The sequence below is a fragment of the Kitasatospora sp. NPDC058478 genome (assembly GCF_042720345.1).
Taxonomy (GTDB): domain Bacteria; phylum Actinomycetota; class Actinomycetes; order Streptomycetales; family Streptomycetaceae; genus Kitasatospora.
This window is the reverse complement of record NZ_JBHXML010000010.1, coordinates 1-16,414: the sequence shown is the minus strand read 5'-3', so window position 1 is coordinate 16,414 and position 16,414 is coordinate 1. Positions and strand designations below refer to the sequence as shown.

Genomic DNA, 16,414 nt, shown 5'->3' with positions numbered 1-16,414 from the left:
GGATCAGGGGTGTGCGCCCGGCCGGTGCCCGCCACGGGTGCTTCGGGCACCCGGGTCGGCGGGGTGCGGTCAGCCGGCGGACCAGCGGGCCAGGTCGGCGGGGGTGTCCAGGTCGTCCGGGACGGCGACGTCGGCGCACTCGACCAGCGTGACCGCGTCCGGGTGCGCGGCCAGCAGGGTGCGGGCCCCGGCGTCGCCGCAGGCGCCCGCGGCCGCCTGCGCGAAGTACCGGGCGCCGATCAGCACCGGGTGCCCGCGCCGCCCTGCGTAGGCCGCCGCGGCCAGGTCCGCGCCGGCCCGGTGCGCGGCCAGCAGCCGGGCCACCGCGGCCGCGGTGACGCCCGGGGTGTCCACCAGCATCACCAGCACCGCCGACACCTCCGGCGCCAGCGCGGCCAGCCCGACGCGCAGCGAGGAGCCCATGCCGCCCGCCCAGTCCGGGTTGGCCACCAGCCGGCAGCCCGGCAGGTGCGCCGTGGAGCGGACGCGTTCGCCGGCCGCGCCCAGTACCACCGTGACGTCCGTGCAGCCGCCCGCCCGCACCACCGCCACCGCGTGCTCGACCAGCGGGCGGCCCGCGTACCGGATCAGGGCCTTGGGCCGCCCGCCGAGGCGTCGCCCGCCCCCGGCGGCGAGCACCAGCGCGGCGACGGGCCCGGTTCGGTCTTCGGTGGTCTGCATGGGCCCAGCCTGCCCGCCGGGGCCGCCGCCGCGCAGCCGTACGAACCCACAGTTGTACGAATGCACAAGGGGAACCCGCAGGTGGTGGCCGCCCCCCGGCGGTTCGGCCGCTGGTCCTGCGGCCCGCCGGCCCCTGTACTGGGTCGATGAACACCGCACCGCGCCCGCTGCTGGACCGTTTCGGCCGGGTCCACACCGACCTGAGGGTCTCGCTCACCGACCGCTGCAACCTGCGCTGCACCTACTGCATGCCGGCCGAGGGCCTGGACTGGCTGCCGAGGGCGCAGGCGCTGGGCGACGACGAGGTGGTGCGGCTGGTGCGGATCGCGGTCGGGCGGCTGGGGATCGCCTCGGTGCGGCTGACCGGCGGGGAGCCGCTGTTGCGGCGGGGCCTGCCGGACCTGGTGGGGCGGATCGCCGCGCTGGGGCCGGAGGTGTCGTTGACGACGAACGGGATCGGGCTGGCCCGCACGGCGGTGGCGCTGCGGGCGGCGGGGCTGGAGCGGGTGAACGTCAGTCTGGACACGCTGCGCCCGGAGCGGTTCGCGCGGATCACGCGGCGGGACCGGATCGCGGACGTGTTCGCGGGCCTGGCGGCGGCGCGGGCGGCGGGGCTGGGGCCGGTGAAGGTGAACGCGGTGCCGGTGCGCGGGGTGAACGAGGACGAGATCCCGGAGCTGGCGGCCTTCGCGGTGGAGCACGGGTACCGGATGCGGTTCATCGAGTCGATGCCGTTGGACGCGCAGGGCGCCTGGGACCGTTCGGCGATGGTCACCGCCGCGGAGGTCCTGGAGCGGCTCGGGGAGCGCTTCGACCTGCTGCCCGTGGGCCGGCGGGGCAGCGCCCCGGCGGAGGAGTGGCGGGTCGCGGGCACGGACGCCGTCATCGGGGTGATCGCCTCCGTGACCCGCCCGTTCTGCGGGGGCTGCGACCGGGTGCGGCTCACCGCCGACGGCCAGTTGCGCAACTGCCTGTTCGCGACGGAGGAGTCCGATCTGCGCGCGCTGCTGCGCGGCGGTGCCGACGACGACCGGATCGAGGCGGCCTGGCGGGCCTCGGTGGCCGGGAAGGGGCCCGGACACGCCGTCAACTCCGCCGGCTTCGTCCGGCCCGACCGCCCGATGTCCGCCATCGGCGGCTGACGCCCGGGGTGTGAGCTTCGACATGGTCGGCGGGGTTCGCGTGGCGCCGCCTTGACCTGCTCTCGGGGTGGCTGATCTGCTGGTTCGCCGTCAACCCGCCCCAGATCCCGGGAGTTATCCGTGCCCGCCCGCCGCACCGCCCTGTCCGCCGCCACCGTGTTCCTGATATGCGCGCTCGCGCTGGCCGGCTGGCTGCTGGGCGGCCGTGACCACAAGAGCGGCGACTCCGCCGCGCCCGCCGGGGGCCTGGGCACCAGCCCGCTGCAGAACCCGGACGGCACCAAGCCCGGCCTGGCCCCGCTGACCACGCCGGAGGAGCAGAAGGCGGGCCGCGACGTGATAGCCAAGGTCGCCACCGCCGCCGCCGGCCCCAAGGACGGCTACGACCGCAACGAGTTCGGCCCCGCCTGGACGGACAACGTCGACGGCGTCCCGCTCGGCCACAACAACTGCGACACCCGCAACGACCTGCTCGCCCGCGACGGCACCGCCGTCGAGCGCAAGGACGGCTCGAACTGCGTCGTCACCGCGATGACCATCTACGACCCGTACACCGGCAAGAACGTCCAGTGGACCAAGCAGCAGGCCACGAAGATCCAGATCGACCACGTGATGCCGCTGTCCTACGACTGGCAGCTGGGCGCCGCCAAGTGGGACAAGGCCAAGCGCGTCCAGATCGCCAACGACCCGCTCAACCTGATCCCCGCCGACGGCTCGCAGAACGCCTCCAAGGGCGACTCCGGCCCGGCCTCCTGGCTCCCCGCCAACACCGCCGTCCGCTGCTCGTACGCCGTCCGCTTCGCCCAGGTCTCCCTGAAGTACCAGCTCCCCGTCACCGTGGCCGACAAGCAGGCCATGCTGCAGCAGTGCGGAGGCTGAGGAATCGTTACGGCAGGTGCTGGTGTGACGGGAGCGGGCGCCGGGTGGTATTCGTGGGCGGTGCACTCGTCGAACCCCCGTCGCCCGCTCCGCGCCCTGCTCACCGTCGCCCTCCTCGTGCTCGCCGCGGGCTGCACCGGGCCCTCGGACCCGGGCGTCCGCCGGCCCGGCACCGCGGCCGCGGCCCGGCCCCAGGACCTGGTGCCCGGCACGGCCGCCCCCGCGCTCGCGGCCCTGTACCTCCAGCCGCTGGACTGGAAGGACTGCCCGGACCGGCCTGAGCGCCCGGCCGGGGAGCCGGTCGCGCAGTGCACCGGACTCAAGGTCCCGCTGGACTACGCCGATCCGGGCGGCGAGACGATCGACGTCGCCGTCTCCCGGATCCGCGCCACCGAGGCCGACCGGCGGATCGGCGCCCTGGTGCTCAACCCCGGCGGGCCGGGCAACTCCGGCGTGGACCGGGTGGTCTGGGGCTGGGAGGACTACCGCGGCACCCTCTCCGACCACTTCGACCTGGTCGGCTTCGACCCGCGCGGCGCCGGCCGCACCACCCCCGTGCACTGCCTCGACGACCGCACCCGGGACGAGTGGACCAGCACCGACGACCCCGGCTACGACCGCGGCCGGGTGCTCGCCGACGCCTGCCAGGCCCGGTACGCCACGCTGCTGCCCCACCTCTCCACCCGCGACACCGCCCGCGACCTCGACGTGCTGCGCGGCGCCCTGGGCGAACGGCGGCTCGACTTCCTCGGCAGCTCCTACGGCACCTACCTGGGCGCCCTCTACGCCGAGGAGTTCCCCGCCCGCACCGGCCGCCTCGCCCTGGACGGCGCCTTCGAACGCAGCCTCGACCCGGTCCGGCTGAACGTCGAGGCCGCCGCCGCCACCGAGACCGCGCTGCGGGACTTCGCCGCCGACTGCGCGGGCCGCGACGACTGCCCCCTCGGCCGCGACCGCGCCGCCGCCCCGCAGCGGCTCGCCGACTTCCTGGACGGCCTGCGCGCACACCCGCTGCCCGCCGCCGACGGCCGCCGCCTCACCGCCACCCTGGCCTGGAACGGCACCCTCGACACCCTCTACGACGGCCACCGCTCCTGGGAGCGGCTGCGCCAGGCCCTCGACCCGGCGATCACCCGCGGCGACGCCGCCGAACTGCTCGCCCTCGCCGACGGCGCCAACGGCCGCGGCGAGGACGGCGGCTACTCCACCGCGGCGGACGCCTTCGCCGCCATCAGCTGCGCGGACGCCCTGATGGCCCCCGGCGCCGGGGACCTGCGCACCGACCGCGCCGAACTCGCCACCCGCGCCCCGCTGATGAGCCGGCACGACACCTCGGCTGCGCTGTTCGCCCCGGACTGCCGCTCCTGGCCGTACCGCACCGCCGAACGGCCCGCCCGGATCCGGGCCGAGGGCAGCGCCCCGATCCTGGTGATCGGCTCCACCGCCGACCCGGTCACGCCGTACCCGTGGGCGCAGCGGATGGCCTCCAACCTCGCCGACGCCGTCCTGCTCACCCGGGACGGCGACGGGCACACCGGCTACGACAAGAGCGGGTGCGTGCGGGACGCGGTGGCCGCGTTCCTGGTGGACGGCACGCTGCCCGCCGCCGGGACGCACTGCCCGTCCGCCTGACGGGGGCTGCCGGGGCCGGCCAGGGGGCAACGCGAAGGGGCGCACCGCCGGCTGCGGTGCGCCCCCTGGGGTGGGACGGTCAGGAGGTCGGACGGTCAGGAGGTCGGGGCCGTCAGGTCGTAGAAGGTGGTGGAGCCGACCGTCTTCGCGGTGAAGTGGCTCGTCACCCAGCTCTCGATCTGGGAGGTCTCCGACTCCTTCTCCCCGGAGCCGCCCTGTCCGCTCTCGGCCCCGCCGAAGCCGCGGTGGGAGCCGCCGGCGATGAACCAGTGCACCTTGCCCTCCTGGACGTACTTCTGGAAGCCGGCCAGGCTGAGCGAGGGGTCGGTGCCGTTGAAGCCGCCGAGGGCCATCACCGGCTCTTCGGTGGCGAGTTGGTAGCTGGCGGCGTTCTGCGAGCCGCTGGTGGCGGCCGCCCAGGTGTACTGGCCGGCGCTCTCCTTGAGCAGGGCGGAGGCCTCCTCGCTCACCTTGGTGCCGCCGAGCAGGCCGCCCATGCCGCCCATGCCGCCCGTGGCGCCCATGCCGCCGGGGCCGAAGGTGCCGGGGTCCTCGCCGCTGCCGGGACTGCCGGGGTTGCCGGTGCCCGGGTTGGCGGTGCCGGGGTCGGCGCCCGTGCCGCGCTCGCGGTGACCGTTGCCGCCGCCCGGGCCCTTGCCCGAACCGCCGCCCGACCAGCCGCCGTTGCCGCCGTTGAAGCCGCCCTGGCCGCCGCCGCTGCCGCCGTTGAACCCGTTGCCGCCGCCCTGGCCGCCCGGCCAGCCGCCGTGCTGCCCGCCGCCGCCGGGGAAGCCGGGTGCGCCGCCGTTCTGCCCGCCGCCGTTCTGGCCGGGCTGGAACGCCCGCCCGTTGCCCGCGAAGCCCTGCCCGCCGTGCCGGCCGCCGCCGCCCGGACCGGAGGCGCCCTGGACGGCCGGCCCGGCCGTCACGATGGAGCCGCTGTGCGCCGTGCCGACGGTGTCCACCGCGTACGCGGCCGGCCCGCCGAGCGCCGCCGCCAGGCCGACCAGGCCGGCGACCGAGGCGATCCGGGCCCCGAGCCGCCCGTCGGCCCGCCCGGCCAGCTGGCCAGCGACCAGCGCGGCCGCCGCCACCAGCCCGCCGACCAGCACCGCCCAGCGCAGCCAGGGCACGAACTCCGCGCTCCGCCCGAGCAGGACGAACGCCCACACCGCCGTCACCGCGAGGGTGCCGGCCAGCACCAGCGCCCACGGAAGCCGGTGCCGGGCCCGCCACAGGCCGTCCACGCCCATGCCGACCAGCGCCGCGACGGCCGGGGCGAGCGCCACCGTGTAGTACTGGTGGAAGATCCCGGACATGAAGCTGAACACCAGCGCGGTGGACAGCATCGCGCCGCCCCAGACCAGGAACGCCGCGCGGGCGGTGTCGGTGCGGGCGTAGCGGCGGGTCGCCCACAGGGCGGCGACCAGCAGGATCAGCGCGGCCGGCAGCAGCCAGGCGATCTGCCCGCCGATGTCGCTCCCGAACAGCCGGGTGAGGCCGGTCTGGCCCCAGCCGCGGCCGCCGCGCATCGCCCCGGCCGGCAGGTCGAGCCCGGCCGGGAGCCGCCCGCCGCCGCCGACGCTGCCGGTCTCGTCGCCGTTGATCCGGCCGAGGCCGTTGTAGCCGAAGGTGAGGGAGAGGAAGCTGTCGTCCTGCGAGCCGCCGACGTACGGGCGGGCCGAGGCCGGCAGCAGTTCGACCACCGCGACCCACCAGCCGCCCGCGACCACCATGGCCGCGCCCGCGAGCAGCAGCTGCCGCACCCGCCGCCACAGGCCGGTGGGCGCGACGACCAGGTAGACCAGCGCGAAGGCGGGCAGCACGAGGAAGGCCTGCAGGGTCTTGGTGAGGAAGGCCAGGCCGAACATCGCCCCGGTGAACACCAGCCACCGGGTGCCCGCCGCCTCGATGGCCCGCACCAGCCCGTACGCGGCCAGGGTGAGCAGCAGGGCCAGCAGCGCGTCGGGGTTGTTGAAGCGGAACATCAGCGCCGCGACCGGGGTGAGCGCCAGGGCGGCCCCGGCGAGCAGGCCGCCGAGCGGGGAGAAGCGCCGGCGCACCGTCGCGTACACGACGCCGACGGTGGCGGCGCCCATCAGGGCCTGCGGGGCGAGCACGGACCAGGAGGACAGGCCGAAGACCCGCACCGAGAGGGCCATCGGCCACAGCGACATCGGGGGCTTGTCGACGGTGATGAAGTTCCCGGCGTCGGAGGAGCCGAAGAAGAAGGCCTTCCAGCTCTGGCTGCCGGCCTGGACGGCGGCCGAGTAGAAGGCGTTGGCCCAGCCGGAGGCGCTCAGGCCCCAGAGATAGAGGACGACGGTCGCGGCCAGCAGTGCCAGCAGGGCCGGGCGCACCCAGCGCGGGTCGTCCGCGCGGCCGCGCCAGGCGCGGGCGGGGAGGGTGCGCAGCCGGCCGGACCAGGAGGCGGGGCCCTTGGGGCCTACGGGCGGCAGGGGCTGCTCGGGGAAGAGCGGCGCCGGGTCCGGCCGGGCTGGGTCCGGCTGCGGCACCTCCGGCGGCGGGAAGTCCGCGGCCTCGGGCCACGGTTCGCCGGCCGGAGTGGAGTAGCTGGTCGTGGTCATGCGCCATACCGTGCGTGGTGCGGCTGAGAGGAGCGTGAGACGACGCTGTGAGACGGGTGTGATCTGCGGGGCCGATCGGGTGATCGGGTGATCGGGCGGGCCGCCGGGGGATCGGTCAGGCGGCCTTCGGCATGGTGAGGTGCTGGCCGAGCCACTCCAGGGCCGGGGGGATCTCCCGGGTCCAGGTGTGGAAGTTGTGGCCGCCGGTGTCCAGGGTGATGGTGGACACCTTGGTGGGGGCCTTGAAGGCGCCGACCATGGCCTGGGTGTCGGCGTAGTTGTTCTCGTCGTAGCTGGTGGTGAGCAGCAGGGAGACGGGGGCGGCCGGCTGGTTCTTCAGCCGCCACAGCAGGTCGTTCTGCTGCTTCAGCTGGTCGTTGCCGCCGAAGAGGTCGCCGGTGGTCTCGTCGTGCGCCGCGCTGTAGTAGCCGGAGAGCGCGACCGCGGCGCGGTAGGCGTCGGGCTTGCGCATCGCGAACTTGAGCGCGCAGTAGCCGCCGGTCGAGTTGCCGATGACGGCGCGGCTCGCCGGGTCGGTGCCGAGCCGGTAGGTGGTGGCGAGCGCCTTGGGCAGGTCGGTGGTGAAGAAGGTCTCCGCCTGGGGGCCGCCCGGCACGTCGACGCACTCGGTGTCCCGGTTGCCGACGACCGTGGGGCGCATCATCACCAGGACGGTCGGCGGCAGCTTCTTCTGCTCGATCGCGGTGAGGGTGGAGGCCGGGTACTGCATCAGCGAGATCAGCTTCTCCGGGGTGCCCGGGTAGCCGGTGAGCACCAGGGCCATCGGGAACCGCTGCTGCGCGTAGTCCGGCTGGAAGTACTGCGGGGGCAGGTAGACGAACGCCTCGGTGCTCAGGCCGGTCGAGGCTCCTTTGACGGCGACCTGCTGGATCAGCCCGGAGCGCTCCCGGTCGGAGCCCTGGGCCGAGTAGAACTTCTGCTCGCCGGTGACGGCCACGGAGGCGTTCGGCGTGTGGTCGACGACCGTGCCCGGCTTGCCGTCGGTGCCGAGCAGGTCGCTCCAGGAGCTGTAGAAGCCGAAGTAGCCGTTGGCGATCAGGCCCATGGCGACCAGCACGGCGATCTGGGTGGCGAGGAAGGCGCCGATCCGGCCCGTCCAGGACTTCCAGCCCTTCCCGCCGAAGCGCGGCCAGAGCCACATGGTGGCGCCGAAGACGAGGATCGCGACGACCGAGGCGACGATCTGGAGGGGGAATCCGGTGAGGCTGAGCACGCCCCGATCGTAGTTGACCTCGATCAGCGCCCCCGGGCACCCCCTGCACGCCCTCTGCACGCCCCCTGAATCCGGTTGACCGCGCCGGGCGGGGCCGCCAGCATGGCGGCGGACACGTGCACGCTGTGTGCGCGGGGCATCACCGGGGCGGGATTCATGAAGTCCATCACCAAGGCCGGTCTGGCCGTCGGCACCGTACTGCTGCTCGCGGCCTGCTCCAGCGGCGCCAGGGGCGGCGGGGGGAGCGCCGCGGGCGGGCCGTCCACCGGCGCGGCCCCGGCGCTGCCCGCGCCGACGCGGACGCCGACCCCCACCCCGACGCCGCCGCCGTACGGCCCGGTGCTCGGCACGACCATCGACCCGGTGACCACCGCGCTCGGCCAGGTGGCCGGGGCCAAGACCCTGGGCGACCTCGACGGCGTGCTCGGCGGCATCGCCACCAGCGCGCGGACGGCCGGGCGGGGCCTGGGCCTGGCGGACGAGCCGGCCGCGGTCGCGACGGCGCAGACCGAGCTGGTGAGGGCGCTGACCTCGCTGGCCACCGACGCGACGAAGGTCCGCGGCGACATCAAGAGCAGGGGCGTCTGCGCGGTGGGTTCCGCGCAGGCCGAGCTGGGCGCCTCCGAGGGCCTGGCGGCGGTGTCGGCGGCCCTGGCCAAGATGGCGGCGGCCGGCTACCCGACGACCTTCGCCGTCCCGCAGACCCCCAAGCAGCAGTCCCGTTCGCTGGACAACGGCACCCTGGTGCGCGAGGGGCGGCTGCGCGGCGAGGGCGTGTTCAAGGTCGACAACGGCGGCAGGGGGGACGCGGTCGTCTCGCTCGCGCTGAACGGCAAGTCGGTGCACTCGGTGTACGTGGCCAAGGGGCAGAAGGCCAGCATCGAGGGCGTCGAGGACGGTACGTACGAGGTGTACTTCGCGGGCGGGGTGGACTGGGACTCCGACACGAAGGCGTTCACGCAGAGCTGCCGGTTCACCAAGTTCCAGGACACGCTGGCGTTCGAGACCGGGCGCACCGCGACGTCCTGGTCGATCACCCTCCAGCCGACGGTCGGCGGCAACGCCAAGACCGACGAGCTGGACGAGAACTCCTTCCCGCAGCCGTAGCCCTGGCGGCGAGCGGACGGGTGGACGGGCGGACATGACGCCCCGACGGGCGGGCACGGCCGGTGCCGTGGGGTGCCACCGCGCCCGCCCTTAACGGGCATACCGGGGCGGATGGTTGCCGCCCCGGGCCGCAACGGCCGATTGCCGTCGGCGAGTTCGGCCAATACGGTTGACCACTTGAAGTGACCATGGCACTTTCGTGCGGCGCGGGCCTCGGCGACCAGTCGTACACCCCGCGATCCCCCACAAGGAGAGCCATGTTCAAGAGACTTGCCGCGATGGCCGGCGTCGGCGCCGTCGTCGCGGGCGGGCTGACCCTCGCCGCCGCCCCCGCGCACGCCGTCCAGGCCAGCGACCTGACCTCCACCATCGCGCTGAGCAACTGCTCGGCCTCGCTGGTGCGTTACCCCACCTCGGTGGCCGGCGACCGGGCCCTGATGCTCACCAACGGCCACTGCCTGCCGACCATGCCCACGGCCGGCCAGGTCATCCAGAACGCGAGCGCGAGCCGCAGCGGCACCCTGCTCGACGGCGCCGGCAACAGCCTCGGCACCGTCCAGGCCGACAAGGTCGTCTACGCGACCATGACCGGCACCGACGTCGCGCTCTACCAACTCACCGACACCTACGGCTCGATCAGCTCCAAGTACGGCGCGACCGCGCTGACCGTCAACGACACGCACCCGACCGACGGCGCCGCGATGTACATACCCTCCTCGTACTGGAAGCAGGTGTGGAACTGCTCCGTCAACGGGTTCGTGCCCACCCTGCGCGAGGACCAGTGGACCTGGCACGACTCGCTGCGCTACAGCTCCGGCTGCAACACCACGCACGGCACCTCCGGTTCGCCGATCATCGACTCCGCCAGCGGCCGGATCATCGGCATCAACAACACCGGCAACGACAACGGCGAGATGTGCACCCTGGACAACCCGTGCGAGGTCGCCGCGGACGGCACCACCACGGCCACCAAGGGCCAGAGCTACGGCGAGGAGACCTACTGGTTCACCACGTGCCTCGGCAACGGCCGGGTCATCGACCTCAACGTGGCGGGCTGCCTGCTCACCAAGCCGGCCGGCAGCGGCGCGGTCTCCGTCAGCAGCCCCGGTGACCAGTCCACGGCGGTCGGCGGTGCGGTGAACGTCCAGATCAACGCTTCCGGTGGTACCGCGCCGCTGTCGTACAGTGCGACGGGTCTGCCGGCCGGGCTGGCGATCAACGCCTCGACCGGCGCGATCACCGGTACCGCCACCACGGCGGGTTCGTCGAACGTGACGGTGACGGTGAAGGACTCGGCGGGCAAGTCGGGTACCGCGAGCTTCACGTGGACGGTGACCGGTGGCGGTGGCGGCACCTGCACGCCGGCGCAGCTGCTGGGCAACGCGGGCTTCGAGACGGGTTCGGCGGCGCCGTGGACGACCAGCTCCGGTGTGGTGGACAACAGCTCCTCGCAGGCGGCGCACGGTGGTTCGTGGAAGTCGTGGCTGAACGGCTACGGTTCCTCGCACACCGACACGCTGGCGCAGACGGTGACGATCCCGGCGGGCTGCAAGGCGACGCTGAGCTTCTGGCTGCACATCGACACCGCTGAGTCGGGCAGCACCGCGTACGACAAGCTGGCCGTGTCGGTGAACGGCACCACGCTGAAGACGTACTCCAACGCGGACGCCGCGGCGGGCTACCAGCAGCGGACCTTCGACCTCTCGTCCTACGCGGGCCAGACGGTCACCCTGAAGTTCACCGGCACCGAGGACGCCTCGCTGCAGACGAGCTTCGTGATCGACGACACCTCCATCCAGACCAGCTGACGCGCCACCAGCACACCGTCCGGCCCCGGGGCTCCCACACCCCGGGGCCGGACCGTATGCGCCCGGTCTCACGCCCGGCGGGCGGCGGTGATCTGGGCGGGGACGGCGCCGAGCCACCAGGTGGGGTTGGCGGTGCCGTCGGTGGTGCGGCCGTCGTGGTGGACGTAGTGCCGCACGTCGCGCCCGGCCTCGGCGAACTCGCCGTTCAGGGCGCGCTCGATCCACTCCGCGCCGAAGCGGAAGATCTCGGCGGCGACCCCGCCCAGCGGGTGGAACTCGTTCTCGTAGACGCGCAGTTCCTTGGGCGCGCGGATGCGCTCGTAGTTGGCCAGGGCCTGCTCCAGCCGGGTCAGTTCGTCGAACTCGCCGATGCCGTACAGGACCGGGCAGTCGATCTCCTGGACGAGGTCGCCGAGCGGCATGCGGGCGACCAGTTCGCGGTCGAAGGCCTCCTCGTCGGTGTAGCCGGCCATGTACATGTAGTTGTTCTTGAAGGTCGGCTGGGCCTGCTCGAAGATCGTCCGGAAGTCGCCGGTGACCGCCTCGAAGGCGGCCAGCGCGGCGAGCCGGCGGTCGGTGGCGGCGGCGCGCGAGCCCCAGTAGCCGCTCATCGAGATGCCGAACATGCCGATCCGCTGCGGGTCGACCTCCGGGAGCGAGGCCAGGTGGTCGAGGTAACGGCTGATCGCCCGCTCGTAGTTGGTGAGGTCGACGGTGAGCCCGCCCGCCCGGGTCTCGCCCTGGCCGGGGCCCTCGATGGACAGGGCGACGATGCCGCGGGAGGTGTAGTACCGCTCGGCGGCGTAGATGTAGTCCTCCTTGATCATGTCCATCCCCGGGCCGAGGATCACCGCGGGGGCGTTGCGCACCTCGCCGGCCGGCAGGTGCAGCAGGCCGTAGATCCGGCCGCCCTCGAAGTCCAGCTCCACCCGGCGGACCCGGTCGTCGCGCAGCGCGCCGAGGCGCTCCACGCAGTGGTTGGCGTGCTCGCGGAAGGCGAGCTTGCGCGGGTCGGTGGCGTCGAAGACGGAGTACTGGGCGCGGCCCCACATCACCGCGGCGCGCACGTACAGGTCGGCGGCGGTCTGGGCGAAGCCGCCCCGCTCGTGGTGGGCGGCGCGCTCCTCGGCCTGCCCGGCCACGGTGGCCCAGGCCTTGGGGAGCATCGCCCCGCTCTGCACCAGCGCGAAGACCTTGTCGAAGTCGGTGTGGTCGTGGCCGAGCTGCTCCAGGGTGCCCTTGGCCTGGGGGTGCAGGGCGTCGAAGCCGCCCTGGGCGAGGGCGATGTCCAGGGCCCAGCTCTGTCCGGTCGAACGAACGGTCATGACGGGTGTCCTCCGTGTCGATAGGGGGCTCGGTGGCGGTGCCGCCGAGTCGCTAAGTACTTATCTATTAAGTACTTAGGATATTCTGTTGTCAACCCGCCCATCGATCGAGCCACGGAGGCCGCCCCCATGTCGCAGCCCCGACCCACCCCCGCCCGCGAGCAGGCCCTCGACCAGCTCGCCCGCGCCGCCTACAGCCTCAGCGCCGCCGACTCCCGCCTGCGCGGACGCGCCACCCGCACCCCCGGCGCGCTCTCCCTCACCCACGCCCGGGCCCTGCGCGTCCTGGCCGAGGCGGGCCCGCTGTCGATCGGCCAGCTCGCCGCCGCCACCGAGACCACCAGCGCCGCCACCACCCAGCTGGTCAACAACCTCGCCACCGCCGGCTACGTCACCCGGGAGCGCCCCCCGGGCGACAAGCGGTCCGTCCTGGTCGCCCTCACCGACGCGGGCCGTCGCCGCCACGACGAACGCCAGACTACCCTGGCGCAGGCGCTCGACACCGCCCTCGCCCACCACGACGCCCCCGCCCTGGACGCCGCGACCGACGTGCTCCGGCAGCTGGCCGCCATCTACGACCGCCTCTGACCGGGGGGCTCAGGGAGCGTCTTGTGGGTCGTGCCGGGCTCACGGCGGCAGGGCGCACCCCGCCCCGCCCGTCGGTGTGCGCGCTTCAGCGCGGCACGCGGTGCTGCCATTCCCGGGCGAACACCACCGAGCCGGCCTCCAGTGCGCGCAGCTGCACGATGCTGAGGAAGTGCCCGGCGTCGCAGCGCAGTTGGGTGCGGGTCTGGACGGTGACGTCCCAGCCGATGTCGGGGCGTTCGAGGCGCACGGTGTGGTCGGTGCGGGCCTGGGCGCTGAGCGGGGCGCCGGTGAGCACCCGGTAGGCGGTGACGGTGTGCTCGTCGCGGACCAGGCCGTCGGGGTGGGTGCGGCTGCCGTCGGTGGCGGGGGAGAGTTCGGCACGCCATTCCCGGCGGCCGATGTCGTGCACGGTGACGTGCTCGGGCCGGGCGGTCAGCGGCTCGGTGCGGTGGATGTCGAGCGGCTCGGGCAGCGCGGGGGCCTCGAAGGCGACGGGGGCGGCGCCCATGTCGGCGGCGAGGTGGCGGGTGGGCAGGGTGAGGGCGGAGCGGGACGGGTCGAGCGCGTAGCCGGCGTCGTCCGGGGTGGGCCACACCCACGGCCAGTAGACCGAGGAGAGGGCGAGCCGCAGCCGGTGCCCGGCCGGGAGGGTGCCGGCGCAGGCGGCGAGTTCGACGTCCGCGTCGGGGCCGGTGGCGACCAGGACGCCCCGGGTGAGCAGCGTGGAGGTGCCGTCCGGGCCGACGGCGCAGAGCCGGGCGGTGATCTGGGCGGGCGGGCCGCCCTCGCGCAGGCGCAGCCGTACGGTCGGGGTGCCGAGCAGTTCGACCGGGTCGGGCAGCGGCTGGGAGTCGAAGCAGACCGAGCGGCCGTCCTCCTCGCGCTGGTCGGGCGGTTGGTCGGCGGGGCGGCCGAGCGGGACGTAGGCGCCGGCGTTGAGGCCGGTGTGCTGCGGGGAGCGGACGCGGACGTGGCGGTCGTCGGAGGCGGTGCCGGCGGTGCGCAGCGGGCCGTCGAGGCCGTAGTGGATCTCCCGGACGTCGGGGGAGGGCCAGGTCTCCTCGCCGGTCCAGCGGGTGCCGATCCAGCTGCGCAGGGCGGGCTCCGCGAGGGCGCCGGTGTCGAGGTCGCGCAGCCAGTGGTCCCACCAGCGCAGGGTCTCGGGGAGGGTGTCCTCGGGCAGGCCGTGCGGCCAGGGGCCGAGCAGGGCGCGGGCGGTGGGGGAGGTGGCGAGCAGGCGTAGCACGAAGGAGCAGGAGGGGTCGCCCCAGCCGGCGACGGCGAAGGTGGGGGCGGGGACGGGGACGGTGGTCTCGCCGGCGGCGAGCCAGGCGTCGACGGGCGGGTCCAGGGATTCGAGGCGGGCCAGCCAGTCGGCGCGCCAGGCGTCGCCGACGTGCCGGGGGTCGGGCGGGAGGGCGGCGTCGGAGACCAGGGTGGTGAGCCGGGTGTGCAGGTCGGCGGCGAGCAGGGCGCCGCCGAGGCGGTGGCCGCCTTCGGGGCAGACGGTGACCACGGCGCCGACGGTGTCGGGGGCGCGGGCCGCGAGCAGCAGGGCGGTGGTGCCGGCGGCGCCGACGCCGAGCAGGCCGACCCGGCCGCTGCACCAGGGGCGGCGGGCGAGCCAGTCGAGGACGGCGGCGCCGTCGTCGAGCTCCTGGTCGCCGCCGGGTTCGCCGGGCAGGCCGTCGGAGTTGCCGTGGCCGCGGGTGTCGACGCGGACGGCGCCGTAGCCGTGGCCGGCGTACCAGGGGTGGCGGCGGGCGTCCTCGGCGGCGGTGCGGTCGGTGAGCCGGCCGGCGGAGTACTCCAGCAGGGCGGGGACGGGTTCGTCGCTGACCGGGCGCCACAGCCGGGCGGCCAGCCGGGTGCCGTCGGGCAGCGGGATGCGGACGTCCTCGCGGGTGGTGCGGAAGGGGTAGGACGGCATGGCCGCTCCCATCGGATCCCGGGCCGGTGAGCGCCGGAGGGCCCGCGGCGCGTACGGGGAGCGCGCTGCGGGCGTCGGCATCTCGACCCTAGGGGAGGAATCGTCTGATTTCCTGACGAAGGCTGCGCGGCGGTCGCGGCCCGCCGGTCGGGGCGGCCGGGTGGGGCGGCGGGGTGGGGCCCGGCGCGGGCGGGCGTGTGCCCGCCGCCGCGCGCCCCTCGTCCGCGCCCGTATGCCCCCGTTCGCCGTCGTCCGGCATTTGCACATGACTTGCAACTACTTCCCCGAGGGGGGAAAGATGGCCCAGCTTCGCCCGGACCACCCGAAAGGACCACAGGATGTCCAGCCCCGCCGCAGGTGCCTCGCCCGTCAGATGGCGTGACCGGCTCACCCGGGAGGAGTGGATGCGCCTGGCCGGGATGGGCGGGTTCATCCTCGTGCTGCACGTCGTCGGCTGGTTCACCCTGCTCGCGCTGGTCGCGCCCGAGCACTACGACGTCGGCGGGCAGGTGTTCGGCGCGGGCATGGGCCTGACCGCCTACACCCTCGGGATGCGGCACGCCTTCGACGCGGACCACATCGCGGCGATCGACAACACCACCCGCAAGCTGATGGGCCAGGGCAAGCGGCCCCTGTCGGTCGGCTTCTGGTTCTCGCTCGGGCACTCCTCGATCGTCTTCGGCCTCTGCGCGCTGCTCGCCTTCGGCATCCGCTCGCTCGCCGACCAGGTGGAGGCGGACGACTCGACCCTGCACACGATGACCGGCCTGATCGGCACCACCGTCTCCGGGACGTTCCTGCTGCTCCTCGGCCTGATCAACCTGGGCGCCTTCAACGGCATCCTCAAGGTGTTCCGCCGGATGCGCGTGGGCGAGTACGACGAGGCCGAGCTGGAGCGCCAGTTGGAGCGGCGCGGGCTGATGAACCGCATCCTCGGCCGGGTGACCAGGGCCGTCACCAAGCCCTGGCACATGTACCCGGTGGGCCTGCTGTTCGGCCTCGGCTTCGACACCGCCACCGAGGTGTCGCTGCTGGTGCTGGCCGGCGGCGCGGCCGCGTTCTCGCTGCCCTGGTACGCGCTGCTCACGCTGCCGATCCTGTTCGCGGCCGGGATGAGCCTGCTGGACACCATCGACGGCTCGTTCATGAACTTCGCCTACGAGTGGGCCTTCTCCAAGCCGGTCCGCAAGATCTACTACAACCTGACCGTCACCGGCCTGTCGGTGCTGGTCGCGCTGGTGATCGGCCTGGTCGAGCTGATCGGCCTGCTCGGCGAGAAGCTGGACATCACCAGCGGCCCGATCGCCTGGATCGGCGGGCTGGACCTCAACTTCGTCGGCTACGCGATCGTCGGCCTGTTCGTGCTGACCTGGGTCGCGGCGATCGCCTACTGGAAGTTCGGCAAGGTCGAGGAGAAGTGGTCGGCCGGCCTGGCCGCCGCGGCCGCCAAGTCGGAGTAGCGCAAACCCCGAGGGGGGTGGTGACCGGACTCCGGTCACC

Annotated in this window: 11 protein-coding genes and 2 pseudogenes; 8 read left to right on the top strand and 5 right to left on the bottom strand. The window is 74.2% G+C overall.

Going from position 1 to position 16,414, the window contains the following annotated elements; translation table 11 throughout:
- Positions 1–69: 69 nt before the first annotated feature.
- The gene (locus ACFWPT_RS07665; protein ID WP_380480341.1) at positions 70–681 is read right to left on the bottom strand and encodes an NTP transferase domain-containing protein; all 612 of its coding nucleotides are present in this window, start codon (positions 679–681) and stop codon (positions 70–72) included.
- Between the two features lie 146 nt (positions 682–827).
- Between ACFWPT_RS07665 and moaA the strand changes: the two genes are divergently transcribed.
- The 3 genes from moaA to ACFWPT_RS07650 all read left to right on the top strand — a co-directional run bounded on the left by moaA (position 828) and on the right by ACFWPT_RS07650 (position 4,334).
- Positions 828–1,823: a GTP 3',8-cyclase MoaA gene (moaA, locus tag ACFWPT_RS07660; RefSeq protein ID WP_380379247.1), complete on the top strand. Its 996-nt coding sequence runs from the start codon at positions 828–830 to the stop codon at positions 1,821–1,823.
- Between the two features lie 120 nt (positions 1,824–1,943).
- Positions 1,944–2,702: an HNH endonuclease family protein gene (locus ACFWPT_RS07655; RefSeq protein WP_063347075.1), complete on the top strand. Its 759-nt coding sequence runs from the start codon at positions 1,944–1,946 to the stop codon at positions 2,700–2,702.
- Positions 2,703–2,762: 60 nt separating this feature from the next.
- The gene (locus ACFWPT_RS07650; protein ID WP_380480339.1) at positions 2,763–4,334 is read left to right on the top strand and encodes an alpha/beta fold hydrolase; all 1,572 of its coding nucleotides are present in this window, start codon (positions 2,763–2,765) and stop codon (positions 4,332–4,334) included.
- A gap of 95 nt (positions 4,335–4,429) precedes the next feature.
- Here the strand turns inward: ACFWPT_RS07650 and ACFWPT_RS07645 are convergent, their stop codons facing one another.
- Positions 4,430–6,922, bottom strand: a complete 2,493-nt coding sequence (locus ACFWPT_RS07645; protein ID WP_380480337.1) for an ArnT family glycosyltransferase — start codon at positions 6,920–6,922, stop codon at positions 4,430–4,432.
- 115 nt (positions 6,923–7,037) lie between these two features.
- Entirely contained in the window at positions 7,038–8,156 is a 1,119-nt protein-coding gene (locus ACFWPT_RS07640; protein ID WP_380426906.1) for an alpha/beta hydrolase, read from the bottom strand.
- Positions 8,157–8,312: 156 nt separating this feature from the next.
- Between ACFWPT_RS07640 and ACFWPT_RS07635 the strand changes: the two genes are divergently transcribed.
- From ACFWPT_RS07635 to ACFWPT_RS07625, 3 genes and pseudogenes are all read left to right on the top strand, one after another.
- Positions 8,313–9,263, top strand: coding sequence for a hypothetical protein (locus tag ACFWPT_RS07635; RefSeq protein WP_380480334.1), 951 nt, complete (start codon positions 8,313–8,315; stop codon positions 9,261–9,263).
- 188 nt (positions 9,264–9,451) lie between these two features.
- Positions 9,452–10,138, top strand: a pseudogene (locus tag ACFWPT_RS07630) (serine protease); the annotation flags it as partial.
- Between the two features lie 213 nt (positions 10,139–10,351).
- A pseudogene (locus ACFWPT_RS07625) lies at positions 10,352–11,071 on the top strand (putative Ig domain-containing protein); the annotation flags it as partial.
- Between the two features lie 68 nt (positions 11,072–11,139).
- Here ACFWPT_RS07625 and ACFWPT_RS07620 read toward each other — a convergent pair.
- Entirely contained in the window at positions 11,140–12,396 is a 1,257-nt protein-coding gene (locus tag ACFWPT_RS07620) for an alpha/beta hydrolase (RefSeq protein WP_380480332.1), read from the bottom strand.
- Between the two features lie 129 nt (positions 12,397–12,525).
- On the opposite strand from ACFWPT_RS07620, the gene ACFWPT_RS07615 reads away from it, so the two are divergent.
- On the top strand, positions 12,526–12,984 hold the full coding sequence (locus ACFWPT_RS07615; RefSeq protein WP_380480330.1) for a MarR family winged helix-turn-helix transcriptional regulator: 459 nt from the start codon (positions 12,526–12,528) through the stop codon (positions 12,982–12,984).
- 85 nt (positions 12,985–13,069) lie between these two features.
- Here ACFWPT_RS07615 and ACFWPT_RS07610 read toward each other — a convergent pair whose 3' ends face one another.
- Positions 13,070–14,914 (bottom strand): CocE/NonD family hydrolase, encoded by a 1,845-nt coding sequence (locus tag ACFWPT_RS07610; RefSeq protein ID WP_380480328.1) that lies wholly within the window; start codon positions 14,912–14,914, stop codon positions 13,070–13,072.
- Positions 14,915–15,252: 338 nt separating this feature from the next.
- Between ACFWPT_RS07610 and ACFWPT_RS07605 the strand changes: the two genes are divergently transcribed.
- Complete coding sequence (locus ACFWPT_RS07605) at positions 15,253–16,374, top strand: HoxN/HupN/NixA family nickel/cobalt transporter (protein WP_350886390.1); 1,122 nt, start codon at positions 15,253–15,255, stop codon at positions 16,372–16,374.
- Positions 16,375–16,414 lie beyond the last annotated feature (40 nt).